Annotated in this window: 21 protein-coding genes and 1 tRNA gene; 15 read left to right on the top strand and 7 right to left on the bottom strand. The window is 69.6% G+C overall.

Features of this window, described 5'->3' with window-relative positions; genetic code table 11:
* Positions 1-14: 14 nt before the first annotated feature.
* Positions 15-1,667: a thiamine pyrophosphate-binding protein gene (locus FPZ11_RS04650; protein WP_146318788.1), complete on the bottom strand. Its 1,653-nt coding sequence runs from the start codon at positions 1,665-1,667 to the stop codon at positions 15-17.
* A 221-nt stretch (positions 1,668-1,888) separates the two neighbouring features.
* On the opposite strand from FPZ11_RS04650, the gene FPZ11_RS04645 reads away from it, so the two are divergent.
* Positions 1,889-2,524, top strand: a complete 636-nt coding sequence (locus tag FPZ11_RS04645) for a histidine phosphatase family protein (RefSeq protein ID WP_146318786.1) — start codon at positions 1,889-1,891, stop codon at positions 2,522-2,524.
* On the opposite strand, the gene FPZ11_RS04640 is transcribed toward FPZ11_RS04645, so the two are convergent.
* On the bottom strand, positions 2,517-3,203 hold the full coding sequence (locus tag FPZ11_RS04640; RefSeq protein ID WP_146318784.1) for a TetR/AcrR family transcriptional regulator: 687 nt from the start codon (positions 3,201-3,203) through the stop codon (positions 2,517-2,519). The genes FPZ11_RS04645 and FPZ11_RS04640 overlap by 8 nt on opposite strands.
* A gap of 249 nt (positions 3,204-3,452) precedes the next feature.
* On the opposite strand from FPZ11_RS04640, the gene FPZ11_RS04635 reads away from it, so the two are divergent.
* From FPZ11_RS04635 to FPZ11_RS04615, 5 genes are all read left to right on the top strand, one after another.
* Positions 3,453-4,754, top strand: coding sequence for an MFS transporter (locus tag FPZ11_RS04635; protein WP_168203733.1), 1,302 nt, complete (start codon positions 3,453-3,455; stop codon positions 4,752-4,754).
* Positions 4,751-6,520 (top strand): glycoside hydrolase family 3 protein, encoded by a 1,770-nt coding sequence (locus FPZ11_RS04630; protein WP_146318780.1) that lies wholly within the window; start codon positions 4,751-4,753, stop codon positions 6,518-6,520. Before FPZ11_RS04635 ends, FPZ11_RS04630 begins: the two co-directional genes overlap by 4 nt.
* A gap of 259 nt (positions 6,521-6,779) precedes the next feature.
* Positions 6,780-8,084, top strand: coding sequence for an MFS transporter (locus tag FPZ11_RS04625; protein ID WP_146318778.1), 1,305 nt, complete (start codon positions 6,780-6,782; stop codon positions 8,082-8,084).
* 44 nt (positions 8,085-8,128) lie between these two features.
* Positions 8,129-9,895, top strand: a complete 1,767-nt coding sequence (locus FPZ11_RS04620) for a glycoside hydrolase family 3 protein (protein WP_146318776.1) — start codon at positions 8,129-8,131, stop codon at positions 9,893-9,895.
* 200 nt (positions 9,896-10,095) lie between these two features.
* Entirely contained in the window at positions 10,096-10,743 is a 648-nt protein-coding gene (locus FPZ11_RS04615) for a DUF998 domain-containing protein (protein ID WP_146318774.1), read from the top strand.
* Between the two features lie 95 nt (positions 10,744-10,838).
* On the opposite strand, the gene FPZ11_RS04610 is transcribed toward FPZ11_RS04615, so the two are convergent.
* Positions 10,839-11,477: an MBL fold metallo-hydrolase gene (locus FPZ11_RS04610; RefSeq protein WP_146318772.1), complete on the bottom strand. Its 639-nt coding sequence runs from the start codon at positions 11,475-11,477 to the stop codon at positions 10,839-10,841.
* Between the two features lie 68 nt (positions 11,478-11,545).
* On the opposite strand from FPZ11_RS04610, the gene FPZ11_RS04605 reads away from it, so the two are divergent.
* The 3 genes from FPZ11_RS04605 (at position 11,546) to FPZ11_RS04595 (ending at position 14,880) form a co-directional block, all read left to right on the top strand.
* Positions 11,546-13,699 (top strand): heavy metal translocating P-type ATPase, encoded by a 2,154-nt coding sequence (locus tag FPZ11_RS04605; protein ID WP_246846527.1) that lies wholly within the window; start codon positions 11,546-11,548, stop codon positions 13,697-13,699.
* 31 nt (positions 13,700-13,730) lie between these two features.
* Positions 13,731-14,669, top strand: a complete 939-nt coding sequence (locus tag FPZ11_RS04600) for a diacylglycerol kinase family protein (RefSeq protein WP_146318770.1) — start codon at positions 13,731-13,733, stop codon at positions 14,667-14,669.
* Positions 14,670-14,804: 135 nt separating this feature from the next.
* Positions 14,805-14,880, top strand: a tRNA-Glu gene (locus tag FPZ11_RS04595).
* 62 nt (positions 14,881-14,942) lie between these two features.
* On the opposite strand, the gene FPZ11_RS04590 is transcribed toward FPZ11_RS04595, so the two are convergent.
* Positions 14,943-16,070 carry a site-specific integrase gene (locus FPZ11_RS04590; protein ID WP_146318768.1) on the bottom strand — a complete coding sequence of 376 codons (1,128 nt, stop codon included), beginning with the start codon at positions 16,068-16,070 and terminating at the stop codon, positions 14,943-14,945.
* A gap of 9 nt (positions 16,071-16,079) precedes the next feature.
* On the bottom strand, positions 16,080-16,292 hold the full coding sequence (locus FPZ11_RS04585; protein ID WP_146318766.1) for a helix-turn-helix transcriptional regulator: 213 nt from the start codon (positions 16,290-16,292) through the stop codon (positions 16,080-16,082).
* A 118-nt stretch (positions 16,293-16,410) separates the two neighbouring features.
* On the opposite strand from FPZ11_RS04585, the gene FPZ11_RS04580 reads away from it, so the two are divergent.
* Positions 16,411-17,112: a hypothetical protein gene (locus FPZ11_RS04580; RefSeq protein WP_146318764.1), complete on the top strand. Its 702-nt coding sequence runs from the start codon at positions 16,411-16,413 to the stop codon at positions 17,110-17,112.
* Positions 17,113-17,154: 42 nt separating this feature from the next.
* Here FPZ11_RS04580 and mobF read toward each other — a convergent pair whose 3' ends face one another.
* Positions 17,155-20,592, bottom strand: coding sequence for a MobF family relaxase (gene mobF / locus FPZ11_RS04575; protein WP_146318763.1), 3,438 nt, complete (start codon positions 20,590-20,592; stop codon positions 17,155-17,157).
* 613 nt (positions 20,593-21,205) lie between these two features.
* On the opposite strand from mobF, the gene FPZ11_RS04570 reads away from it, so the two are divergent.
* The 5 genes from FPZ11_RS04570 to FPZ11_RS04550 all read left to right on the top strand — a co-directional run bounded on the left by FPZ11_RS04570 (position 21,206) and on the right by FPZ11_RS04550 (position 25,125).
* Entirely contained in the window at positions 21,206-21,484 is a 279-nt protein-coding gene (locus tag FPZ11_RS04570) for an ArsR/SmtB family transcription factor (protein WP_210415952.1), read from the top strand.
* A gap of 3 nt (positions 21,485-21,487) precedes the next feature.
* Entirely contained in the window at positions 21,488-21,880 is a 393-nt protein-coding gene (locus tag FPZ11_RS04565; protein ID WP_302849660.1) for a VOC family protein, read from the top strand.
* On the top strand, positions 21,877-22,221 hold the full coding sequence (locus FPZ11_RS04560) for a toxin-antitoxin system YwqK family antitoxin (protein ID WP_210415951.1): 345 nt from the start codon (positions 21,877-21,879) through the stop codon (positions 22,219-22,221). The genes FPZ11_RS04565 and FPZ11_RS04560 overlap by 4 nt, the downstream gene beginning before the upstream one ends.
* A 160-nt stretch (positions 22,222-22,381) precedes the next feature.
* Positions 22,382-24,292 (top strand): heavy metal translocating P-type ATPase, encoded by a 1,911-nt coding sequence (locus FPZ11_RS04555; RefSeq protein ID WP_210415950.1) that lies wholly within the window; start codon positions 22,382-22,384, stop codon positions 24,290-24,292.
* A 107-nt stretch (positions 24,293-24,399) separates the two neighbouring features.
* Positions 24,400-25,125: a VIT1/CCC1 transporter family protein gene (locus FPZ11_RS04550; protein WP_146318761.1), complete on the top strand. Its 726-nt coding sequence runs from the start codon at positions 24,400-24,402 to the stop codon at positions 25,123-25,125.
* A 23-nt stretch (positions 25,126-25,148) separates the two neighbouring features.
* Here the strand turns inward: FPZ11_RS04550 and chrA are convergent, their stop codons facing one another.
* Complete coding sequence (chrA, locus tag FPZ11_RS04545) at positions 25,149-26,366, bottom strand: chromate efflux transporter (RefSeq protein ID WP_146318759.1); 1,218 nt, start codon at positions 26,364-26,366, stop codon at positions 25,149-25,151.

Below are 26,366 nucleotides of genomic sequence, written 5' to 3'. Positions count from 1 at the left end.
CTCGCCGCCGCACGTCACGAGTTCACGCGGATGATCTCCTGCTGGTACGGCGCGATCACGTTCGGCGACACCCTGCAGTCCAGCAGCAGGAAGGGCCGCTCGGCGGGGGAGCTTCCGGTCCACCGCGCGAGGGCGTCCAGGTCGTCGAGCGTGCGCACCACGACGCCCTCGGCTCCGACGGATGCCGCGAGCTCGGCGAAGTTCACGTCCGGAATGAGCATGGGCGCCTTCGCCAGCCCCTTGAGCCCGTACAGATTGACCTCGGCGCCGTAGGCGCCGTCGTTCCACACCACGGCCATGCCTCGACCGCGTGCGACCCGCACCGCTGATTCGAGGTCGGCGAGGGCCATCAGCCCGCCGCCGTCGCCCGTGGTGAGCACGACCGTGGAGTGCGGGCGTGCGAGGGCGGCACCGGCGACCGACGGCATTCCGAGCCCGATGGACTGGAACGCCGTGCCCACCATGATCATGCGATCGGGCGAGGCCACCGGCCAGTACATGTTGGCCCAGCCGATGAAGTGTCCACCGTCGGAGACCACGACGCGGTCTTCGGGCAGCAGCTCCCCGATGCGCGCGGCGACCGACCGCGGATCGAGGCGGCCGTCGTCGGCGATGCCGGTGCCTGCGTCGCGTGCCGTGAGAACCGACACGTCGATGGTGTCGCGCCAGCCGCTGGATGCCGCACCCAGTCGACCCAGCTCGGCGACGAGCGCGCGGGCGGCGAGCCGGGCATCCGCCTTGAGGTACGCGCCGACGTGCGGATGCGTCGCCGCCGGGGCGGTATCGATCTGCACCACCTTCGTCGTGGGTGCGAACAGGTCGCCGAACCGCATCGTGAACTGGTTGAGGGATGCCCCGAACACGACGGCGACGTCGGCCTGCCGCACGAGTTCGATGGCTCCGGCCGCGCCGAAACCGCCCGCCACGCCGAGGTCGTGACGCGAATCGGGGAAGACGCCGCGGCCGAGGGCGGTCGACGCGGTCACGGCGCCCGTGGCGTCGGCCAGCGCACCGAGGTCGGCGCCCGCGCCGGCGAGCCATGCGCCGCGGCCGGCGAGCAGGAACGGGCGCTTCGCCTGAGCGAGCTCTTCGGCCACGCGCGCGACCTGAGCGGCGACGAAGTCGCCCTGCACCGCCAGCGGCGCCGGCTGCCGCGGTGCGTCGACACTGGGCACCGCGCCGGCGTCGAGCTGCGCGACGTCGTACGGGATGGCCAGCACCGTGGGCAGGCTGTACGCGAGAGCGTGCTCGATGGCGATCACGGTGGTGGCGGCGGCATCCGTGCGACCGACCGTGTAGGTGCGGGCGCCGACCGCGGCGGCCAGGCCGATCTGATCCACGTCCCACGGTCGCGGTCCCGAGGTGGGCTCGTCGCCGACCACGAGGATGAGCGGAACGCGTGCCTGCACCGCCTCGGCGAGCGCGGTGAGCGTGTTCGTGAAGCCGGCACCATACGTCGCGGTGGCGGCGGCCAGACGGCCGGAGGCGCGGAAGTGGGCATCCGCCGCGACGACGGCGCCCGCCTCGTGGCGCATGGGCGTGAACGTGGCGTCCGTGTCACGCTCGAGAGCGTCGAGCAGATACGCGTTGCCGTTGCCCATCACCCCGAAGACGTTGTCGAGGTGGGCGGCGAGCGTGATCGCGACGTGTGCGGAGACGGAGGGCATGGCGAAGCCTTTCGAGACGAGAACGGAATGAAGAGGAATCCGTATGTGTCTCGCTCGCCATCGCGACGGCTGAGTGCCCCTTTTTCGAGCACCGGCGACACTCCGCAGCGCGCCGGACGCTCACGAGGATATCGAGTTCGGCGCGGTCGCGCCCCTGCGGCCCTCGGATCTGCGAGGGTGGAGACCGCACATCAACTCTGAACTCGATCGGGGGAGCACCCATGTCGGACGGCGAAACCGACCCGAACGGACGCCTGGTGCTGATCAGGCACGGCGAGACGCCGTGGAGTCGTGTCGGGAGGCACACCAGCTACACCGATCTCACCCTGACCGAGCGCGGCGAGCAGCAGGCGAGAGACCAGGGCTCGATGCTGCGCGGTCACAAGTTCGCGATGGTGCTGTGCAGCCCGCGGGTGCGCTCGAAGCGCACCTCGGCGCTCGCCGGGTACGCGCATCCCATCGTCGACGACGACCTCGTCGAGTGGGACTACGGCGGGTACGAGGGCATCACCACGCGCCAGATCGTCGAGCAGCGCGACGGTGTGCCGTGGGACCTCTGGCACGACGGCGTCGTCCCCGGCGAGACCCCGGGCGAGACGGCGGAGCAGGTGCAGGCGAGGGCGCAACGCGTGATCGACAGATCACTGCCGTCGCTTCTGGAAGGCGACGACGTGCTGCTGGTGTCGCACGGTCACTTCTTGAGGATGCTCGCCGTCACCTGGGCGGACCTGCCGATCACCGCGGGCGCGGTCATCCGGCTCGACACCGGAAGCGTGTGCGAACTCGGCTTCGAGCACGAGCGGCAGGCCGTTCTGCGCTGGAACTGCCCGCCCGACCCGCGCACCGACTTCAGCTGACGGCGCGTTCCGGCTGGTCGTCGTCCGAGGCGGGTTCGATGTCGGCGTCAGCCTCGACGGGCTCCTCGTCGAAGAGGGGCCCGGTGAGCACACGCTCGAGCTGCCCTCGCATGACGGCGGCCATGTCGACACTGGTGGGGTCGAGGAGCCACTGCACCTGCAGTCCGTCCATCAGAGCCGTGAGCTCGATGGCCGTGGTGTCGATGTCGACGTCGTCGGCCAGGCGCCCCGCGTCGCGCACGCGCCGGAGCGCGGAAGCCGTGCCGCGCCGGATGCGCTCGTAACGCGCGACGAAGTAGTCGTGTGCGGGATGCCCGGCATCGGCGGCCTCTGCGGACAACACCGCATAGAGACCGATGAGCCCCGGCACCTGGGTGTTGTGCGCCGCGAGATCGACCATGCCGCGCAGAATGCCCATGCCGTCGGCTCTGCCCGATCCATTGCGTCGGAACCGTTGGAGGTCTTCGCGGTCGCGCGTCTCGAGCACCGCCTCGAGCAGGGATTCCTTGGTGGGGAAGTGGTGAGAGAGCCCGGCGCGGGAGATGTCGCACTCGGCCGCGATCTCGAGCATCGTCGTGCCGTTGAACCCCACCCGGCCGAAGTGCTCGGTGGCGACCTGGATGATCCGCTCGCGCCGTGCGCGTCCGGTCGAGTAACCCTGCTCCGTCGTCGTGCTCATCGTCTCCATTGTGCCGGGCGCGAGGCCGCGAATCGCGATTCAGGGGTCAAAACCGGCGCCTTTGCAGGTTTTTCTCTGAAAACCGGCACAAGTGCAGGTTTCGTGTGTTAGCGTGCCATGCGGCGCCCGGCCCCTACCCGAGCCACAGGCATCCCGGCCCGCGCCGATCCGATCTCACCGGTTCTGCACCACCCGAATGCACCACGTCACCACCACCCCGAAGCACCTGCCCCTGGACGAAGGAGTCTGATGTCTACCACCACCGCGCCGGAGACGGCGATCCAGCCCGGAGACCTCAAGGAGCGCGAGCCCCGTGGCTACACGCCGCGGTACGCGCTCGCGTCGTTCGGCCTCTTCCTCGCCATCCTCGCTCCCGTGCTCGGCGGCCTCTCCGTCAAGATCCAGTCGCTCGTCGGCCTGGCGGATGCCCCCACCCAGCTCGGTCTCGTCAGCGGCGTCGGCGCACTCTTCGCGCTCGTCTCCCAGCCTCTGGCCGGCCGGCTCTCCGACCGCACGACCTCGCGCTTCGGCATGCGCAAGCCGTGGATCATCTCCGGCGTCGTGCTCACCTTCGTCTCGCTCGTCGGCGTCGGCCTCGCGCCGAACATCCCCGTGCTGCTCATCGCGTGGTGCGGTGCCCAGCTCTTCAGCAACTTCGCCCAGGCCGCCGAGACCGCGACCATCCCCGACCAGGTGCCCGAGCACCGTCGCGGTCGCGTCTCCGGCCTGATCGGCGCGGCGAGCCCGTTGGCCATCCTGGTCGGCGCGATCGGCCTCAACTTCCTGCCGACGGACGCCCTGCGCGCCTCCGTCCCTGCCTTCATCGGCCTCGTCTTCGGTCTGCTCTTCGCGCTCATGCTGAAGGACCGCGTGCTCACCACGAAGCCCGGACCGTTCTCCTTCAAGGAGTTCTTCAGCTCCTTCGTGTTCAACCCGCGCACGCACAAGAACCTCGGCTGGGCGTGGCTGACCAAGGCCATGATCATGTTCGGCTACGCGTCGATCTCGTCGTACCTGACACTGTTCCTCGCCGCTGACTTCGGCATGACGAAGCCTTCGGAGCAGCTTCAGTTCAACCTCTACGCGAACATCGTGTCCGTCGTGTTCATGGTCGTCGTGAGCATCGTGGCTGGCCGGATGTCCGACCGGCTCGGCCGCCGTCGTGCCTTCGTCACCACCGGTGGCATCGTGCTCGGCTTCGGCGTGCTCATCCTCGCCATCGCACCGGCCCTCGGCATCGGCACGGGTCTCGTGCTCATCCTCGTCGCCGAGGGCTTCATCGGCATCGGCGGCGGCCTCTTCTTCGCCGTCGACACCGCGCTCTGCGTCGATGTCCTGCCGAACCCGAACGACTCGGCGAAGGACCTCGGCGTGCTGAACATCGCGAACACCCTGCCGCAGACCATCGCACCGTTCGTGGCCGGCACCGTGGTCATCCCGCTCGGCAACGCGCTCTTCGGATCCGCCGGCTACAGTCTCTGGTTCGGCGTCGGAGCCGCCGTGGCGATCGTCGGCGGACTTCTCGTGCTCAAGATCAAGGGAGTGAAATGACGCAGACTGAGACGGTGACCACGATTCGGTTCCCCTACCAGGACCCGGCGCTGACGATCGAGCAGCGCGTGGACGACCTCATCTCGCGCATGGATGCCGCCGACAAGGCGGGCATGCTCTTCCACATGATGGTCGCGGTCGGCGACCCCGCGAAGGGCAACTCGGCCTACGGCATCCCGTCGGTCGTGGCCATGGTGCGCAACCGCCGCATGAGCCACTTCAATCTGCTGGGAGCCGCGCCGACCGGGCACGAGTTCGCGGCCTGGCACAACGCGGTGCAGCGAATCGCGCTGGAACAGCCGCTGGGCATCCCGATCACGTTCTCGACCGACCCACGGCACTCGTTCACCGACAACCCTGGCGCCTCGATGATGGCCGGACCCTTCTCGCAGTGGCCCGAGCCGCTCGGACTCGCCGCGATCCGCTCGGCCGAGCGCGTGCGCCGGTTCGGCGACATCGCCCGCCGGGAGTACACGGCGGTCGGGCTGCGGGTGGCGCTCCACCCGCAGATCGACCTTGCGACCGAGCCGCGCTGGGCGCGCATCAACGGCACCTTCGGCGAGGATGCCGACCTCACCTCCGAACTGGTCGCGGCCTATATCAAGGGCTTCCAGGGCGAGGAGCTGGGGGAGACGTCGGTCTCCACCATGGTCAAGCACTTCCCGGGCGGCGGTCCGCAGAAAGACGGCGAAGACCCGCACTTCCCGTACGGCCGTGAGCAGGTCTACCCGGGCGGCGAGTTCGAGTACCACCTGAAGCCGTTCGCCGCGGCGATCGCGGCGGGAGCATCGCAGATGATGCCGTACTACGGCATGCCGGTCGGCACCGAGTACGAGGAAGTCGGATTCGGCTTCAACAAGTCGGTCATCACGACTCTTCTGCGCGAGCGGTTCGGCTTCGACGGCATCGTCTGCACCGACTGGGGCCTGCTCACCGACGTGTCGATCATGGGCACGCCCATGCCGGCGCGTGCCTGGGGCGTCGAAGAGCTCAGCCGCGACGAGCGCATGGTCAAGGCGCTGAGCGCAGGTGTGGACCAGTTCGGCGGTGAGCTCTGCACCGATGTGCTTCTCGACCTGGTGGCCGAAGGGCGCGTGACCGGCGACCGTCTCGATGAATCGGTGCGCCGTCTGCTCCGCGAGAAGTTCACGCTCGGTCTGTTCGACCACCCGTTCGTCGACGAGGAACGTGCCCGCGCCGTGGTCGGCGCCGCCGACTTCGTGGCGGAGGGGCTGGATGCCCAGAGCGACTCGCTCACGCTGCTCACCAACGAGGGTGCGACGCTGCCGCTGGCCCGGGGCATCCGCGTGTATGCCGAAGGCGTGGATGCGTCGGCTCTCGCCGAGTACGCGAGCATCGTGGCGAGTCCCGAGGATGCGGATGTCGCCATCCTGCGCATCAAGGCACCCTACGAGCCGCGCGGCGGGGGCTTCGAGAGCTTCTTCCACGCGGGCTCGCTCGCGTTCCCGGCCGAGGAGCTCGAGCATCTCGGCGCCATCGCCGACGTGGTGCCGACCGTGATCGACGTCTATCTGGACCGCCCGGCTGTTCTCGGCGGCCTGGAGACCAGGGCGAAGGCACTCGTCGCGGACTACGGCGCATCCGACGCCGCCGTGCTGCGCGTGTTGTTCGGCGAGCGCGGCCCGCAGGGGTCGCTGCCGTTCGACCTGCCGCGGTCGATGGATGCCGTGCGCGCGAGCCGGTCCGATGTGCCGTTCGACACGGAGAACCCGGTGTTCCGCTTCGGGCACGGTTTGCGCTACTGAGGCCCGCGGGGCCCGGGCGTCGTCGACGCTTCCTGGCCCCGGCTGAGGCCGGCTGACCAGCGGTGTGGACTGCACACCGCTGGTCGGCGTGCCCGAGCACAGAAGTGCCGCCACGAGGAGAACCGGTGGAGATGGACGCGACAATCGCAAAAACCTGCAGATGTGTCGGTTTTGTGTGTTAGCGTTCCTCAGCGCCGTCATCGAGGACGGCGCACAAGGTTCTTCACCGTCGAAAGACCTCACACCCGAGGACGTACCCATGACAATGTCGTCAAACCGGTCGACCGCACCCGGCGCGGCCCCGATCACCGAGACCACCTTCATCGCCACCGCCACGGGTGAGGATGACCCGCCGACACCCATCAAGGGCCTGCGCCGGCTGCTGTGGTGGAGCATTCCCGCCAACCTCGGCATCTTCATCGTGTGGGGCTCCGTGCCGAGCATCCTGCTGCCGCAGCAGGTGCAGCTCATCGACAAGGCGCAGGGGCTCGCGAACCTCACGATCATCGCGACCATCGGCGCGTTCGCCGCCCTGGTTGCGCAGCCGATCGCGGGTCAGATCTCCGACCGCACGCGCTCGCGTTTCGGGCGTCGCGCACCGTGGATCATCCTCGGCGGCCTCGCCGGCGCCCTTTCACTCGTCGGGCTCGCGTTCTCGCACTCGATCTGGGCGATCGCGATCGTCTGGCCGCTCGTGCAGATCAGCTTCAACTTCGCTCAGGGCCCGCTGAGCGCTGTGATGCCCGACCGGGTTCCGCTTCGTCGCCGTGGCACGTTCTCGGCGCTGGTCGGCGTCGGAACGATGATCGGTGCGCTCGGCGGCCAGATCATCGGCGCGGTGTTCTTCAACAGCATCTCGGTCGGCTACATCTTCTTCGCCGTGTTCTCGGTCGTGATGCTCACCCTGTTCTGCATCTTCAACCCGGACTATTCGAGCGAGAACATCACGCCGGAGCCGTTCAAGTTCGCCGACTTCATCAAGACGTTCTGGGTGAACCCCGTCAAGCACCCCGACTTCTTCTGGGCCTTCACCGGGCGGCTGCTGCTCTACACGGGCTACTTCGCGGTGACCCAGTTCCAGCTCTACATCCTTCAGCACTACCTGCACGTCAAGGCGCCGCAGTCGGTCATCCCGCTGCTCGGCATCATCGGCATCGTCGGCATGGTGCCGATGATGATCGTCTCCGGCCCCATCTCCGACAAGGTCGGGCGCCGCAAGCCGTTCGTGTTCGCCGCATCGATCATCATGGCGGCCGCCCTCGTTCTGCCGTGGGCGTGGCCGACGCTCACCTCCTGGATGATCATGACGTTCGTGCTCGGACTCGGCTTCGGCATGTTCGGTGCCGTCGACCAGGCGCTGATGACCCAGGTGCTGCCGTCTGCGAAGTCGTTCGCCAAAGACCTCGGCGTCGTCAACATCGCGGCCACGCTGCCGCAGACGGTCGCCCCCGCGGTGGGCGGCGCCATCGCCCTCACGTTCGGCTACGCCGGCCTGTTCCCGGTGGGCATCGTGCTCAGCGTGCTCGGCGCGTTCTGCGTCTGGTTCATCAAGGCCAGCAAGTAGCCGACAACCACACTCATCGAGGAACCCCCAAGAGAAGGAACTCCATGACGAACGAGATGACCGAGACCCGTTTCCCCTACCAGGATGCCTCGCTCGGCATCGACCAGCGCGTCGACGACCTGCTCTCCCGCATGCAGCTCGCCGACAAGGCGGGCATGCTCTTCCACACCATGGTCGCGTTCGCCGACCCTGAGGAGGGCAACCCGACCTTCGGCATCCCGTCTGCGGCATCCATGGTGCGCAAGCGGCGCATGAATCATTTCAACCTGCTGGGCGCCGCACCGAGTGGACGTGAGTTCGCGGCGTGGCACAACGCCCTGCAGCGGCTTGCGCTCGAGTCTCCGCTGGGCATCCCGATCACGTTCTCGACCGACCCGCGGCACTCGTTCAGCGACAACCCGCTCACCTCGCTGATGGCGGGCCCGTTCTCGCAGTGGCCGGAGACCATGGGCTTCGCGGCGATCGGCTCGCCGGAACGGCTCGAGCGGTTCGCGGAGGTCGCGCGGCAGGAGTATCTCGCCGTGGGCCTGCGGGTCGCCCTGCACCCGCAGATCGACCTCGCGACCGAGCCGCGCTGGTCGCGCATCGCCGGCACGTTCGGCGAGGATGCCGACCTCACATCGCGACTCGTCGTCGGATACATCCGCGGGTTCCAGGGCGAGGAGCTCGGTGCCGAGTCGGTGGCGACCATGATCAAGCACTTCCCCGGCGGCGGCCCGCAGAAGGACGGCGAGGACCCGCACTTCGCGTGGGGCCGCGAGCAGGTCTACCCGGGCGGTCAGCAGGAGTACCACCTCAAGCCGTTCATCGCGGCGATCGGCGCAGGAGCCACGCAGATGATGCCGTACTACGGCATGCCGGTCGGCACCGACTGGGAAGAGGTCGGCTTCGGCTTCAACAAAGACGTGATCACGGGTCTGCTGCGCGACCGCCTCGGCTTCGACGGCATCGTGTGCACCGACTGGGGCCTGCTCACCGATGTCACGGTCTTCGGTGCCGACATGCCGGCGCGTGCATGGGGCGCAGAGCAGCTCAGCCGGCCAGAGCGCATGCTGAAGGCGCTCGACGCCGGCATCGACCAGTTCGGCGGCGAGCTCTGCACCGAGGAACTGCTCGGCCTCGTCGAGGCGGGCAGGGTCACGGAGGACCGGCTGGATGTCTCGGTGCGCCGCCTGCTGCGCGAGAAGTTCGTGCTGGGGCTCTTCGACGACCCGTTCGTCGACGAGTCGACAGCGGAGACCATCGTCGGGCGCGCGGACTTCGTCACCGAGGGCCTGGATGCCCAGAGCGACTCCCTCACGCTGCTCACGAACACCGATGCCCTGCTCCCGCTGGCCCGCGGCGTCAAGGTCTACGCCGAGGGGGTCGATGTCGAGACGCTCGCCGCCTACGCGACGGTGGTCGACGCGCCTGAGCAGGCGGACGTCGCCATCCTGCGCACCAAGGCGCCCTACGAGACCGGCGACAAGGGCGGATTCTCCGACCTGTTCCACACCGGATCGCTCGAGTTCCCGGCCGACGAACACGCACGCCTCACCGCCATCGCAGACACGGTGCCGACGGTGATCGACATCTATCTCGACCGCCCTGCAGTGCTCGGCGGGTTGGAGGATTCGGCCGGAGCCGTCATCGCGAACTACGGTGCGTGCGACACCGCGGTGCTGCGTGTGCTGTTCGGCGAGCGCTCACCGCAGGGCTCCCTGCCGTTCGACCTGCCGCGGTCGATGGATGCCGTGGTCGCCAGCCGCTCCGACGTGCCCTTCGACACCGAGAACCCGACGTTCCGCTTCGGACACGGCCTGCGGTACTGAGCGTCCTGCTCGCGAGCAAGGGCCACGCCTCCTGCTCCCTGAGCGAGCGCGACACCCCTGCTTCCTGAGCGAGTGCAGCGGGCAGGGGGCTGCGCTCGCTCGGCGGACAAGGGTTGCTGAGTCTGCTCGAAGGCTCTGCTCGCCGACCACGCGGGCAGACTGGGGAGTGGTCGACGACGACCGGAAAGCCGGCGGATGCCATGCCCGATGACGTTTCGCGCAGAACCGACAGGCCGCTCGTCGCCGTGACCGTCGTACTGGTGACCGTCTACATCGTGATCAACGTGGTGCTCGCGCTTCTCCGCCCCGACTACAGCGTGATCGGCGACGTCGAGAGCGACTACGGCAGGGGCCGGTTCTCCTGGCTGATGGACATCGACTTCGTCATCAGGGGTGTGTTGTCGATCACGGCCGTGATCGTTCTGGCCAGGCGGCGAATCGCGCGCCCTTGGACCGGGATCCTGGTCGGGATCTGGGCCGTGACATCCGCTCTGCTGGCGTTCTTCCCGACGAACATCGTCGGTCGGCCGAGGATTCCGAGCGGGCCCGTGCACACCGGTCTCGCCACAGTGGGATTCATCGCGATCGCGATCGCCACGGTGGCGATGTCGGTGCGCATCCAACGCCGGTCTGCGGCACCGCGCGTTGCCGCGACAGGCCTGCTCGTGGTGTCGGGCCTCGGCGCGCTGTTCCTGCTCGGACTGCGTCCGGCGACGGCGCTGCACGGTGCGGGGCTGGACGAACGACTGTTCCTGCTGTCACAGCTCGTGTGGCTCGCGTGGGCGAGCATGAGCACGACGACGATCGTCGCCGACCGGGAACCTGCTTCGGTCACCACGGCCGGCTGACGCCGCAGCCGTGCAGGATATGCGGGCGCTCGGCGACATACCCGACGCGAGTGCCCGCATATCCTGCAGCGCGGAGCAGAGGTGCCGCTGTCGGCCTAGATGTCGTAGCTGTCGCCGGGCTGCAGGTCGAGGAAGCGACCGCCGCCTTGCTCGACGGCCCACTGGATGCGGGCGTTGGCCATCTGCTTGCCGATGACAGAGCTGACCATCTCGTGGGTCGCGAACGCGTGCTTGGGCTTGAGGCCGAGCACGTAGTCGATGAACTCGGATGCCTTCAGCCACGGTGCGGACGACGGCACGGCGAGCACGTCGATCTCGGAGAGCCCGGGGGCCGCGAAAGAGTCGCCCGGGTACACGAGCGCGTCGTTCACGACCACGCCCACGTTGTCGACGATGGGGATGGACGAGTGGATCTGGGCGTGCTTGCCACCGAAGAACCGCAGTGTGAACGGTCCGATCTCGACCGTCTCGTCGGGCTTCACGGCGCGCACGGCGAAATCGGTGGCGGCGAGCGCGACGCCCTCGGGGCCGAGGATGACGGCATCCGGGCTCTGCTCGAGAATGCGGTTCAGCTGCTCGGGGGTCCAGTGATCGGCGTGCTCGTGCGTGATGACCACGGCGACGGTGTCGGACGCGTCGGTGATCGGGGTGGTGAACGAGCCCGGATCGACGAAGAGCTTGCTGCCGTCTTCTTCGAGGATCAGGGCCGCGTGCTCGAGCTTGGTGAGTTTCATGACATCCATTCTGGCCCCGCCGGAATAGTTGCGCTCCTCGATCGTTAATACCCCAGGGGGGTATTGTCATGATGAAGACGGACGAGGAGACCGAGATGATGCACGAGGGAACGCACGTCCCATCCGAGACGCAGCGGAGCTCACACGAGCATCCGACGCACGAGCATGCCCAAGACCACCTCGAGCACGGTCACGTTCACGGCGAGCATGACCATGCCGGGCACGACCACTCGGCACACGATCCCGCACAGTTCCGCCGCAAGTTCTGGTGGAGCCTGGCGCTCACCGTGCCGACCATGGTGTTCTCGACCGGGCTGCAGGACATCCTCGGGCTCGGCGGACCGCGTTTTCCGGGCAGCCAGTTCATCCCTGCGGTGTTCGGCATCGCCGTGTTCCTGTACGGCGGCCTCGTCTTTCTGAAGGGCGCCGTCGCCGAGCTGCGCTCGCGGCAACCCGGGATGATGACGCTGATCTCGCTCGCCATCGTCGTCGCGTTCGGCTACAGCCTCGCGGTCACCCTTGGCCTGCCCGGCATGGACTTCTGGTGGGAGCTGGCGACCCTGGTCACCATCATGCTGCTCGGGCACTGGATCGAGATGTCGGCCGTGATGGGGGCGCAGAACGCCCTCGGCGAGCTGGCGAGTCTGCTGCCCGACACGGCCGAGTTGCTGGCCGGCGACGTGGTCCGCGGCGCGGCGGGCACCCGCACCGTGCCGACCACCGAGCTGCACGTCGGCGACCGCGTGCTGGTACGGCCGGGTGCGGGCATCCCGGTGGACGGCGTCGTCGTCGCCGGGCGATCCACCGTGGACGAATCGCTGCTGACGGGGGAGTCGGCGGCCGTCGTGAAGGATCAGGGGGCATCCGTCGTCGCCGGCAGCGTCAACGGAACGGGATCGCTGACCGTGCAGATGACGAAGGCGCAGGATGCCTCGGCGCTGGCCGGCATCATGCGTCTCGTCGCCGACGCCCAGGCGAGCAAATCCGGGGCGCAGCTGCTCGCGGATCGCGCCGCCGGGTGGCTCTTCTACGCCGCCATCGCCTCCGCAGCGCTGACCCTGATCGCCTGGGCGTTCCTGCGGCCGGGCGAGCCAGGATTCGTGCTGGAGCGCGTGGTCACGGTGCTGATCATCGCCTGCCCGCACGCGCTGGGGCTCGCGATTCCGCTGGTCGCGCAGATCGCGACGTCGCTGGGCGCGAAGAACGGCGTGCTGGTGCGCAGCCGCGCCGCTCTCGAAGAGGCTCGGCTGACCGATGTCGTGCTCTTCGACAAGACCGGAACGCTCACCGAAGGGCGGCAGGGGGTCGTCGAGGTGGCCGCGGCAGACGACGTGTCGGAGACGCGTGTGCTGCGACTGGCGGCTGCCGTCGAGGCGGACGCCGAGCATCCGATCGCAGCGGCGATCGTGACCTCGGCGCGCGAACGAGGCCTCGACGTGGAGAGCGCGGAGGGCTTCGAGACCCAGCGCGGCCGTGGTGTCAGCGGTGTCGTCGGCGGCGAGCACGTCGTGGTCGGCTCACCGCGGGTGATCGCGGAACGAGGGCTGCGGGCACCGGATGCCATGGCCGCCGCCGCCGAGAACGCACAGTCCGCGGGCAACACCGTGGTCTTCGTGATCACGGGGGAGAAGAGCGCGGAGCGGGTGATCGGCATGATCGCGGTGGCCGATGTCATTCGTGCGGAGTCGAAGGATGCCATCGCGGCGCTTCGCCGTCGCGGCGTGCGGGTGGCCATGCTCACCGGTGACGCGAAGCCCGTGGCCGACGCCGTCGCCGCACAGCTCGGCATCGACGAGGTCATCGCCGAAGTGCTGCCAGAGCAGAAGGCGAGCGCCGTCTCAGCTCTGCAGAGAGACGGCTCGCGCGTGATGATGGTCGGTGACGGCGTGAACGATGCTCCCGCGCTTGCGCAGGCCGACGTGGGCGTCGCGATCGGCGCGGGCACCGACGTGGCGATCGAGTCCGCCGGCATCGTGCTCGCCTCCAGCGACCCGCGCGGCGTGCCGATGACCGTTGCGCTGTCTGCGCACACGTATCGCAAGATGACGCAGAACCTGTGGTGGGCTGCGGGCTACAACATCGTGGCCATCCCGCTCGCGGCAGGAGTGCTCGAGCCGTTCGGCATCGTGGTCTCCCCGGCGGTGGGTGCGGTGCTGATGAGCCTGTCGACCATCGTCGTGGCGATCAACGCCCAGCTGCTGAGGAGGGCGCGGCTGCGTTGACGGCCTCCGTGCGTCGGCCATAATCATCGCTATGACCGACGCACGGGCCGCCGACGCCCCCGGAGGGGCCGATCGGATTCGCCGCATCGCCGTCGCCATCAACCCGCAGGCCTCCTTCGGGCGTCGCAGCACCGTCGGACCCGCCGTCGTGCATGCGCTGCGCACATGGGGCCACGACGTCGTCGAGCTCGTGCAGCCCAACTTCGAACTGCTGCGCCGGGAGACCGCCAAGGTCGTCGACGTGGGCGATCTCGACGCGCTCGTCGTCGTCGGCGGCGATGGCATGGTCAGTCTCGGCATCAACCTGTTGGCGCAGACCGAGCTCGCGCTGGGCATCGTGGCCAGCGGCACCGGCAACGACATGGCCCGCACGCTCGGCCTGCCGATCGGTGATGCGGATGCGTCGATCGCCGCCCTGCGCGCCGCACTGCATCGAGGCGCTCGCCGCATCGACCTCGGTCGCGTGCGCCACGGTGGGCTGACCACGTGGTTCGGCGGCGTCGTCTCCGCAGGCTTCGATGCACGCGTCAACGAGCGCGCCAACGGCATGACCTGGCCGCGCGGCGCACAGCGCTACACGGTGGCGATGGTGCGCGAGCTGCTGTCGTTCAAGCCCGTGCACTACCGGCTCGAGGTCGACGGCATCGCAGAAGACACGCAGGCCATGCTCGTCTCCGTGGCCAACGGACGCTCGATCGGTGGCGGAATGCGCATCACGCCCGATGCCGAGCTCGACGACGGGCAGCTCGACCTGTTCGTGGTCGAGCGCATGTCGAAGCTGCGGCTGCTTCGCGTCTTTCCGAAGGTCTTCCGCGGCGAGCACACCGATCTGCCCGAGGTGCGCATCAGCAGGGTGCACCACGTGTCCGTCACCGCCGACGCCATCGTGGCTTACGCGGACGGCGAGCGCGTCGGGCCGCTTCCCGTCGAGGTCTCCGTGGTGCCCGCGGCACTGTCGGTGCTGGCCTGAGACTGTCTGCGGTGCGGTCCCGCTGGCGCCTCGGCGCGACGGAGAGCATCCCGCCGCGCGCACAGCGCCCTCGATTTGAAGGGGTGCTCACCCGTATGGCATACTCGATGAGTTGCCTGTTACGGCAACGAATTCGGCCCCATCGTTTAGCGGCCTAGGACGTCGCCCTCTCACGGCGGTAACGCGGGTTCGAATCCCGCTGGGGTCACCAACAGGAAAACCCCCGGTCATCCGGGGGTTTTCGCGTTTCTGCTGACGGGCGGTGGAAGGGCTCTATGCGGCTTTTGGCAACAGATTGGCAACATCTGATTGCATCGCCGCGAGATTGAGCGCCGTGGCAACACCGTCGAGGTCGTCATCGAACAGGTCGGCGTACACGTCGAGCGTGACGGCGGCGGAGGCGTGCCCGAGCATCCTCTGGACGGCCTTGACGTTCGCGCCGGCGCTGACCGCGAGGGAGGCGGCGGTGTGCCGCATCTCGTGCGGGGTGAGGCCCTTGATCCCGACGGCGGCTGCGGCGTCATCGAACCAGCCGACCCGGTAGACGTGGTTGCGAAGCCAGGTGCCGGTACGGATGCCGTAGAACACCGGGGCGTCGCCGGAACGCCCGGCGATCTGCGCGCGCAGCAGCCCGACGAGGAACGCCGGGATCGGGATGCTCCGGTGCTCGTAGTCCTTCGGCGGCTCGATGCGCTGATAGCCCTTGTCGGCCACGACGGTTTGCTCGACGGTGAGCCGCGGGTGCTTCGCGTCCAGGTCGAGGTCACGGATGCGGAGCCCGGACAGCTCGCCCCAGCGCAGACCGCAGTAGGCGAGCACCAGCACGACGAGGCCGTAGCCGTAGTCGCGGCCGTCCTTCGTCTCGTCAATGGCCTTGGCGAGCGCGGCGACCTGATCGTGGGACAGGTACCGCTTGCGGGTCTTGGTCGGCTTCGGGAGCTTGAGCCGGTGGGCGGGGTTGGACGGCAGGCGCTCGTCCTCGACCGCGAACCGGAGGGAGCCGGAGAGGACGTTGACGATCTTCCGCACCGTGGCGGGGGCGCCGGGGAGCGCCGAGGCCCATTCCTGCACGCGCAGTCGCGTGAGGTCACCGATCGGGATCTTCCCCAGCTCGGGGACGATGTGCTTGTCGATGATGTTCTCGACCCGGCTGCGGGTCGTCGCCCGGAGGTCGCCGCGGGCGGCGAGCCAGGTGGTGAGCCATTCGGCCACGGTCACCCGTGCCCGCGAGGGGTCGAGGTAGCGGCCCTGGGCGATGTCGACCTCCGTGGTCGCCAGGAACAGCTCGGCCGCCTTCTTCGTCGTGAAGCCGCGCTTCTGCGTCTGCTTCTTGTCGGGGCGCCGGTAGAGCGCGCGGTAGCGGCGGCCCTTGGACGTGTCGTATGCCTCGATGCTTCCCATGCCGGCCGCCTACTGCTCCAGCCCCGCGAGGCGCTGCACGTCGATGCGGCGGTAGACGCGCTTGTGCCGGGTGAGCCGAATCGGCTCCACCGGGGCCTGGCCCGCCAGGGCGAGGGTGCGCAGCGTCGTGCGGTGGATGCCGAGCAGCGCCGCCGTCTCCTCCTCGGAGTAGAACAGGCGCTCGGGCTCCCGAGCGTCGAGGGGGGATGCGCTCTGACCCATCACGGCCTCCTTCGCATCTACAATGACAGCCGCAATCGTTGCTGTCATCTTAGATTAGACCAACACGCCAATCACAGCAAGAGTTTTAGTTGTTCGTGTCGCTCGGTACACTCGGGATGTGACCGCAGCCCCGCGACGCCCCGGCGATCAGTCCTATGACGGGCTCATCGTCTCGGCCGATCTGCCGGACGGCTGGCATTTGCCGACCCGGTTCCCCGGCGAGCGGGACGACGACGCCAGCGCGCAGATCGACGCGCTCCTGGGCTACAACGACCAGGTGACGACCGAGACCGACCGGCAGGCGCAGCTCGACTCGGAGCAGAACGAGACGATCGACGGGCGCTGGCGCTACATCGAGCACACGGCCACCGCGACCCGCGTGTTCATCCGTCTCCAGCGCCAGCAGTTCGCCGTGCCCGAGGAGGTGCGCATCACCGGGGTCGTCTACCTCCCGTGGCGGCCGGGCGATCCCGTCTCCAGCCAAGACCTCCGCGCCCTGCCGACCGCGCGCATCGAGGCGGCGATCAACGAGCGCCTGTTCGCCATGAAGCGCACGGTGACCATCACCGGCGGCAAGATCGTGCTGCCCTCCGGCCGGAAGATCAGCGAGCGCGATCTGCTCAAGCCGCTCGGGAACCCGAAGCGCACCCCCGACTTCTACGAACTCGTCGCCCTCCAGTACGGCAAGCTCTCCGCGCAGGGCGACCCGGCGCCGGCGGTCACGATGGCGAAGATCAACGGCGTCGCCCATGCCACCGCGCAGGGCTGGCTCGTCCGCACCCGCTCCCGCGGACTGCTCCCGCCCGGTCGCCGTGGGTAGTCGTCGGGGGAGTGGCGCGGCACCTCGCCCCTGAGCGCGTCGCTACAGGCTCGGCCCGAAGTCGGGTCCGCTGGCCGGGCTGTGCCGGTGGCGGTCGCGGGTGAAGTCGTGGAGCTGGGTGGCGCGGGCCTCGCGTGCGGCCAGGGCGCGCTCGGCGGCCTCACGCTGGGCCTGCTCCCGCTCGGCGCGGGCCCGGATCAGGGCGGCCGCCTCGACGGGCGGCAGGGCCTCGATCGCGGTCAGGTCGCCTCGGGCGGCCTCTGCGCGCGCCCGCCACCGGGCGGCCTCGGCTCCGGGCCGGCTCGGTACGCGGTCGCCGAGCAGCCGCCGGCGGAGGCTCGTGCGCTCCTGCGCCTGGCGTGCGGCGAGGCGCTGCTGCTCCTGCCGGGCGTTGTCGGCGCGCTCCCGTGTCTCGGCCGCGCGCGGATCGCGGTCGGCCTCGTGCTGCGCCACCGACGCCGCCCACGGCTCGACGCTCTCGGGCGTCTCCGGCAGGCGGCCCCAGCGCCGCCGCGCACCCGTCTCGATGCCGCGGTACTCGTCGCTGGCGGTCGTCAGCGCGCGGCCGGCGCCGCGCTTGCGGAGCCCGCGCGCCGCGCGGTGCGCGGCCGCCGTGTCCCGCATGCGCGCCCGTGCATCGAGGTAGGCGGTTCCGTCCGCGGTGGCCTGCTCGATCAGCGGGACCGCGACCTCGGCCCGCACGTCGGCGGCACGGGCGTCCGCGGCCGCGACGAGCTCGCGCTGCTCGTCGGACTCCGCCCGGTGCTCGGCGCGCTGCCGGTCGAGCGCGGCGCCCGCCCGCTCCCACTTCGCCGCCTCGCGCTCGGCGTGCTCGATCCGCTCCGTCAGCCGGGCGCGCTCCGCGTTCACGGCCCGCACCGGCCCGTCCGCGACGATCCCGGCGACGGCGAGCTGCGCGCGCTCGGTGGCCTCGCGGAGTCCGCGGTCGGCGCGGTCCCGCTCGAGCGCGGCCACGAACTGCTCCCGCGCGTCGCCGAGGTTCGCGGCGACGATGTGCAGCCGGTTCTCCTCCTGCCCGCGGGTGAGGCCGACGTAGACGCCGGCCGCGTCGAGCGCATCGGACAGGACGGTGTGCGAGGCAGGGGCGGTCATGCCCTGGACGCCGTAGGCGGTGGAGACGTAGGCCAAGTGCGCGTGCTCCGCGACGTACTTGGCGGGCAGATGGACGGTGCACTGCTGCTTCCGCTGGCTCGCGGCGTCGCGCACCCACAGGCTGCCGTCGCCGCTGACGTGCTGGACGATCCAGGTCTGCCGGTTCGCCACGCCCACCTCCGAGTCGTTGCGGCGGGTCTGGATCAGGTCGCCGGCGCCGATGCTCATGCCGTCCGCGCCGTCGATGGTGCGGGCGTCGTCGACCAGCCCGGCGCGTACCCGGTCCTCGCGGATCAGGGCGTTCAGCTCGCGCGCCTCGTCGTTGGTCGCCGCGGTGATCGCGGCTCCGTCGATGCGCTCGGCGGCGACCGCGGCGCGCAGCGCCTCGGCGTCCTCGTGGAGCTGCACGAGTCCGAGCCCGTGGAGCCGGTCGAACAGTCCGGCCGGGTCGCGGCCGTCGCGCAGGTCGAGAGTGAGCCGCGCGTAGTCGGGGTCCGCGAAGCGGTGCAGGCTCGTCAGCGAGTAGACCCGCGGGACGAGCGCGGCCGCGATGTCGAGCACCCCGCCACGCCCCACGGCCGGGAGCTGCGCCCGGTCGCCGACGAGCGCGAGCGTCGCGCCGGCCTCGTCCGTGACGGTCAGCAGGGCGAGGGCGGTGTCCTGATCGAGCATGCCCGCCTCGTCCACCACGACCCGCTCCCCGGCGACCAGCCGGTTCTTCGTTGCCGGGCCGCGGTAGGTCGCGCCCGTCACCGGGTCCGTGTCGCCGACGGCCAGCCGGGTCCAGACCCCATCGGCGTTCCACCGGAACCCGTGGTCGTAGACGAGCGCCGCTACCGAGTCGGTCGGCACGCCCAGCTCGACGGCGGCCACGTCCGCGGCCTTCTTCGTCGGCGTCACCACCCGCACCGCCCGGCCCTCCTGCGCGGCGGCGCGGATCGCGGCGCCGAGCATCGTGGTCTTGCCCGCGCCGGCCGCACCCTCGACCACGACCAGCGGCCGAGTCGAGGCGCCTGCGGCCGCCGCGCGCGCCTGGTCCGCGTCCAGCCCCGGCTCCTGCACGCGCGGGGTTGCGCCGTGCGCCGGCCGGGTGGCGCGTGCGGCGAGCCGGTCGCGCAGCTCCGTCTCGACCGCGACGACGTGCAACGTCGTCAGGTGCGCCACATGCTCCAGGGGCGGCGCGTCCGGCGGCAGGATCGAGAGGCAGTCGTCGGCGGCCAGCCGAGTCGTGATGGTGATGAACTCGCGCAGCTCCTCGGGCGTGGCGCGCACGCCGGCCTCGGTGACGATGCGCGCCACCTGCTCCTGCACGTCATGCACCGTCCACGCCGATGCAGCGGCCGCGCAGCGGTCGAGCGCGCGCGAGGCGACCTGTTGCACGGCGAGCTCGTCCAGCGTGTGCGCGGGTTGCACGGTGGCGCGCGGCAGACCGGGCGTGTAGCCGGCCTCCTGCAACTCGCGCAGCCAGCCAGCCTCCGAGCCGAGCTGCGACGGCTTCTTGCTCGGCCGCTCGTGGTCCCACGCCTTCGCGTGCAACCGGGCGCGCACCACCGGCCCCGGCTCCTGGCCGGGATGCGCCGCCTCCCACTCGGCTTCGAACTTGGCGAGGTTGCGCGCCACCTGCGCGCCGCGCTTGGACATCAGCGCGTTCCACGGCTCCAGCTCGGCCACCTCGCCGGTCACCGGATCGAGGGTCAGGCCGTGCGCCTCGAGCACCGCGGCGAGCTGCGGGTGCGCCGCGATGACGGCCGTGCCGAGGGCGCGGATCGCGCCCTGCTGCCGGAACAGCGCCCCGGTGTAGAGCCCGCGCCAGGCGCCGGCCGCCCACACGCGCGTCCCGATCTGGAAGTGGATGTGCCGGTGCGGGTCACCAGCGCGAGAGGTCTTGTGCGAGACGGCCACTGTCTCCAACTGTTCGATCGGCACGACCTCCTGCTTCCCGCGCGGCCCGACGCGGGTGACCGAGTGCTGGCCGAGCCAGGACCGGATCTCCACCACCGCGTCCCGCTGCGCCGCGTCCAGGGCCTCGGACACCTCCGGGTGCAGCGCGGCCGCGACCGACAGGGACTTGGGGACGTTCACGACCATCTCCATGAACCGGGGCGATCCCCGGCCGCCCTCGCCTCGCAGCCGGGGCCGGCCCATCGACTCTCCGGTGAGCGGGTTGATCCAGTCCACCCATTGCCGGTACTCCTCAGCGGTCAGCCCGAGCTCGCCGACCACCCTGCCCTCGGCATCGACCGCCGTGAACTCCGCCAGGGCGGTCCCCGCCTCCAGGTAGTACTCGTCCGCCCGTGCACGGTCGGACTCCAGATAGCGCAGGGCATCCGAGCCAGAGCCCCGGAACGGGATCACGCCGCCCTTCATCGCTCGCCTCCTTCCTCAAATGACAGCTACCGTATCAGGTAGGATACGTCCATTCTCGTGAAGAAGTCAGAAATGAGCCAGTCCATTCTCGTGAAGAAGTCAGAAATGAGCCAGTCCGGGGTCCGGTTTGGCGGAACAGCGAAGGTCAGAGGGTCATGAGTTGCGGAGAGTGGACAGTGGTGAGGATGTCAGAGAGCTGTGCGTGCGTGCGGAGACAACTGCTGGGCCGCGACCGAGGTACACGACGACTCCCTCTTCGTCCGTCGCGTCACGAAACGCTAGCGCGGGGCGGTGGCGCCCCGGCCGCACCCTTGTCTGCTCGCCGCGAACATCTGCACCAACCTCGTCGCGGGCTCACGCGTGCTCCTGGTTCTCTGGAACGCGTTTGGTTCTGTGGAACGCGTTCAGCTCCTCGTGATTGGGCCGATCACCTCGTCCTCCTGCTCGGCGCCCGCACTCACCAGAGCAGCGAGCGCCACCGCTCGCGCCGACACGGCCAAAGCGATGAAACAACCGTCGGAGCGTAACCGCAGCCAGCAGGTCTCGTGAGGTTGTCGTCGGGTGAGCGACGCGATCTTGACATGCAAGTGGCTACTTGCCTATTGTAATCGGAGTGGGAGACGTCTACCAGGCGCTCGCCGATCCGACCCGGCGGCTCATCCTCGACGAGCTGACGGAACGGGATGGGCAGAGTCTTTTCGAGTTGTGCAGCCGACTGGTCATGCGGCACGGCGTCACATCGAGCAGGCAGGCGATCTCCCAGCACCTGGCCGTCCTGGAGGACGCCGGCCTCGTCAGCTCGCGCCGCTTCGGGCGGACGAAACTCCACCACCTGCACACGGAGCCGCTGCGCGAGATCGCCGAGCGCTGGCCCGCCGAACCGAAGGAATGACTCATGGGCATCCGTATCAACGTGACGAGCGTGTTCGTCGACGAGCAGGCCAAGGCACTCGCCTTCTACACGGAGAGGCTGGGCTTCCTGCCGAAGACCGATGTGCCGGTCGGGGAGTTCCGCTGGCTCACGGTCGTCGGCCCCGATGAGCCTGACGGCACAGAGCTGCTGCTCGAGCCCGACCAGCACCCGGCCGCGAGGGCGTACAAGGCCGCGCTCGTCGCCGACGGCATCCCGGCGGCGTCCTTCGCCGTCGATGATGCGGCGGCAGCGCACGCCGAGCTCACCGCGAAGGGCGTCCGCTTCACGCAGGAGCCGACCGTGATGGGGCCGGTCGTCACCGCCATCCTCGACGACACATGCGGCAACCTGATCCAGCTCGCCAGCCCGGCATGAGCGTGTCCGAGGACTCGCCGAACGCCTACGATGCGGAGGGGTGCAAGACGGGGCACTGGACCGAGCCCGACCCGCATGGCGGCATCATGACGGGCGTCTACGTCGCAGGGCGGCGGCAGGGCTTGTGGCGGCACGTCGCCGACGATGGAAGGCCGCGATCGGAGGGCGAGTATGACGACGGGGCGCTGCATGGCACCTGGACGTGGTATCGTGCGAACGGCGCGCTCATGCAGCGAGGGAGTTTCGAGCACGACGTCAAGCACGGCCGATGGGAGCGCTGGGATGCGAGCGGGTGCCTGATCTACACGGGCGACTACGACAACGGCCGCAAGTCCGGCTAGTTGGGTCGCGTGCAATCCGGAAGGCACCGCCAAGTCGGCGTCGCGGCTCCGAAGGCGTGAATATGAGCACGCCCGCGCCAAAGGGAAGCTGGCTGATCCGCCCGGCAGGCATGGCTTGGCTTGCTAGCGGCGAGTGCAGCAGTCGACAAGGCTGAGACGCATGCTCTTGTTGCGGCCACTGTGGCGATACCCGATCATCTCGGTCACCGTCGTGATGCTCGCCGCGGTCGTGGTTCTCCACGCCCTCGGAGCGGATGCCGTAGGGCGATGGATGGCGACGGCCTACGTCGGAGCGTTCGTCGCGTGGACGCTGGTTCGGATGGTGCGGGATGTGCTCCGCGGGCATGTCGGGCTTGACATCCTCGCGGTGGTGGCGATGGTCGCAACCCTTGCCGTGGGCGAGTACATCGCGTCGCTCATCATCGTCCTGATGCTCTCCGGCGGTGAAGCGTTGGAGGACTTCGCTGCCCGGCGGGCCAGGCGCGACCTCACCGCGCTGCTGGACCGATCACCGCGCACCGCGCATGTTCTCACCCACGAGCATGCATCGGACTCGGACGAGGTGCAGGATGTCGCGGTCGAGCACGTAGGGATCGACGATGTGCTGCTGGTGCGGCCGGGCGAGATCGTGCCGGTCGACGGCATCCTGCTCACCGACAGCGGCACGTTCGACGAATCGTCGCTCACCGGAGAGAGCCTGCCGGTGACTCATGAGGCGGGCAGCGAAGTGCTCTCCGGCGCTATCAACGGAAACCGGGCGGTGCAGATCCGGGCGGTGCGCCGCAGCGCGGACAGTCAGTACCAGCAGATCGTCGCGCTCGTGCGTGCCGCGGAGGACTCGCGTGCGCCCGTCGTGCGGCTCGCGGATCGGTTCGCCATCCCCTTCACGGCGGTCTCGCTCGCCCTCGCCGGCATAGCGTGGGCGATATCGGGCGACCCTACGCGCTTCGCTGAGGTGCTGGTGCTCGCAACGCCGTGCCCCCTGCTGATCGCTGCACCGGTCGCGTTCCTCGGCGGGCTCTCGCGAGCCGCGAAGGCCGGCGTGATCGTGAAGGGCGGGGGCGTTGTCGAACAACTCGCCCGAGTGCGGTCCGCCGCCTTCGACAAGACCGGAACGCTCACGCAGGGCCAGCCGACCCTCGTTGACGTTCGCCCTGTCGACGGCTTCGAGGCGGGCGACCTGCTGCAGCTCGCCGCGTCCGCTGAACAGTACTCATCGCATGTGCTCGCAGACAGCATCCGACGGGCCGCGGTCGAGCGCGGCATCGACCTCCTCGCGGCCGAGGAGGCCAGTGAGGTCGCCACGAATGGTGTGACCGCGGTGATCGGAGGACGAACGGTCGTCGTCGGAAAGCCCGCCTACGTCGCGGCGGTGGCGGCCGACACGGTGCGCGCAGACCTGACGACGGGCGAGGCCGCGGCCTACGTCGCCATCGACGGCCGCTTCGCCGGCATCCTCGTGCTCGCCGACGATCCCCGCCCGGAGTCCCCCGCGGTGGTGTCGTGGCTGCGGTCGAACGGCGTCGAACGGATCGTGATGCTCACGGGAGACACTCGTGCGACAGCCGAATCGATCGCACGGCAGACAGGGATTGACGAGGTGCATGCCGAGCTCCTTCCACCCGAGAAAGTTCATCTCGCGGCCGACTTGCATCCACGACCCGTGATGATGGTCGGCGATGGAGTGAACGACGCCCCGGTACTGGCTGCCTCCGACATCGGCGTTGCGATGGGCGCGAAAGGCGCGACCGCGGCCGGTGATGCCGCTGACATCGTGATCCTTGTCGACTCGCTGGGCAAGGTGGTTGACGCCGTGTCGATTGGGCGGCACACGCTTCGCGTCGCGCTGACCGCGATCTGGCTCGGCATCGGCCTCAGCGTTGGCCTCATGCTTATCGCCATGACCGGCGCCATCCCCGCCGTTGCCGGCGCTCTCACGCAGGAGTTCGTGGACCTCGCGACGATCCTCTACGCCCTTCGCGCGTTGGGCGGCCCGCCGAGCGGATTCCCCGCTGCCGGATCACCGCCATCACGACGATCCGACACGGAATCCGAATCGCACCGCGTGTGACGCTCTGAAACCCGAGCACCACGACCGGAATCTGCGGCGAGAGCCGAGGTGCAGGGTTGCCTCTCCTTGCTGGCAGCAGGAGAGCTACCGAACTATCGTGAGTAGCCGTGACGACGCAATCCCCTCCATATCGGCATTCCGGCGAGCCTCACGCGTCGGGGCTCTCCCAGCGGCTGAACTGGCTTCGCGCGGGCGTGCTGGGAGCGAACGACGGGATCGTGTCCACGGCGGCGGTCGTCGTCGGCGTCGCCGGGGCGACGGCCGAGGTCACGCCGGTATTCCTGGCCGGGGCCGCGGCCCTGGTCGGCGGGGCGATCTCGATGGCGCTCGGCGAATACGTCTCGGTGTCCAGCCAGCGGGACACCGAGCGGGCCCTCATCGAGAAGGAGCGGCGCGAGCTGGAGGAGGATCCCGAGGTCGAGCTCGAGGAGCTGGTCGGGCTCTACGAGGAGCAGGGCCTCACCTCCGGCACCGCCCGCTTGGTGGCGACGGAGCTGACCGAGCACGACGCGCTCAAGGCCCACCTGGCCGTCGAGCTGAACATTGACCAGGAGGACGTCGTCAGCCCCTGGCACGCCGCCCTCGCCTCGCTGATCGCCTTCACGATCGGTGCCGTGCTGCCGCTGCTGACGATCCTGCTGCTGCCGCACCCGGCGCGCATCGTGTGGACCTTCGTCGCCGTGCTCCTCGCGCTGGCGGTCACCGGATACGTCGCGGCCTGGATCGGCGGCTCTCATCGGTGGCGGGCCGTGGCGCGTCTGGTGATCGGCGGTGCGCTTGCCCTGGGAGCGACCTTCCTCGTCGGCTCCCTGTTCGGCACAGTCGTCGGCTGACCCGGCGCGGGCTCACCCCTCGCTCACAGCACGGCCCAGCCGATGAGGCTGGCGGCGATGACGACCGCCCATGCCGGAGCCTTCCACGATGTCAGGGCGACAAAAGCGGCGGCGGCGATCGCGAGGCTCGCCGCCGAGGTGACCCCTTCGGTGAACACCGGCGTGTAGAGCGCGGCGGCAAGGATGCCGACCACGCCGGCGTTCACGCCCATGAGCGCCCGCTGCGCGAGCGGGGCGCGGCGTAGCCGATCCCAGAACGGCAGCACGCCGACTACCAGCAGAGTCGCTGGAAGGAAGATTGCAACCAGCGCGATCCCGGCGCCAAGCAGCCCGGACGGCGGGCTGGTGGTCATGGTGCCGAGGTAGGCGGCGAAAGTGAACAAGGGGCCGGGGACTGCCTGCGCGGCACCGTAGCCGGCGAGGAATACGTCATGGTCGATGAGGCCGGTCTGCACGGTCCCGGCTTCCAGCAGCGGCAGCACGACGTGGCCCCCGCCGAACACCAGCGCCCCGGCGCGGTAGAACACGTCGAACAGGCGGGCGGCTCCGTCGCCGGTCGCCGCCGAGAGCGCCGGGAGGCCGGCCAACAGGACCGTGAAGACAGCCAGGCTCGCGATCGCCACCCAGCGAGGCACCCGCACGGCGAATGGCTCCGACTCCGATGCCGTGGCGGCCTGCGGGCGCAGCCACACCAGCCCGACGATTCCGGCGGCGGCGATTACCGCAACCTGGGCGAAGGCGCTCGGGACCAGCAGCACGACGATCATGCCCGCCACGGCGATCGTCGCCCGCTTCGCATCCGGAGTCAGCGTTCTCGCCATCCCGAGCACGGCGTGGGCGACGACGGCGACCGCCGCGGCCTTGACCCCGTGAATCCATCCGGCGTTCGACAGGTCGCCGAGCGCCGTGACCCCGTAGGCGAACGCGACCAGCAGGATTGCCGACGGCAGGGTGAAGCCCGCCCACGCGGCCAGCAGTCCGCCGAACCCTGCGCGTTGCAGCCCGATCGCCATGCCGACCTGGCTGGACGCCGGGCCGGGCAGGAACTGGCACAGGGCCACCAGTTCCGCGTAGGCGCGGTCGCCCAGCCACTTGCGGCGCTCCACGAACGCCTCGCGGAAGTAGCCCAGGTGCGCGACCGGACCACCGAACGAGGTCAGCCCCAGGCGCAGGAACACCAGGAACACCTCTCCGACCGTGCCGGGATGGCGGCGCTTGCGGGTCGGGGGCGAAGGAGTCAT

It is taken from the genome of Humibacter ginsenosidimutans (assembly GCF_007859675.1).
Taxonomy (GTDB): domain Bacteria; phylum Actinomycetota; class Actinomycetes; order Actinomycetales; family Microbacteriaceae; genus Humibacter; species Humibacter ginsenosidimutans.
This window is presented reverse-complemented; position numbering and strand designations above follow the sequence as displayed.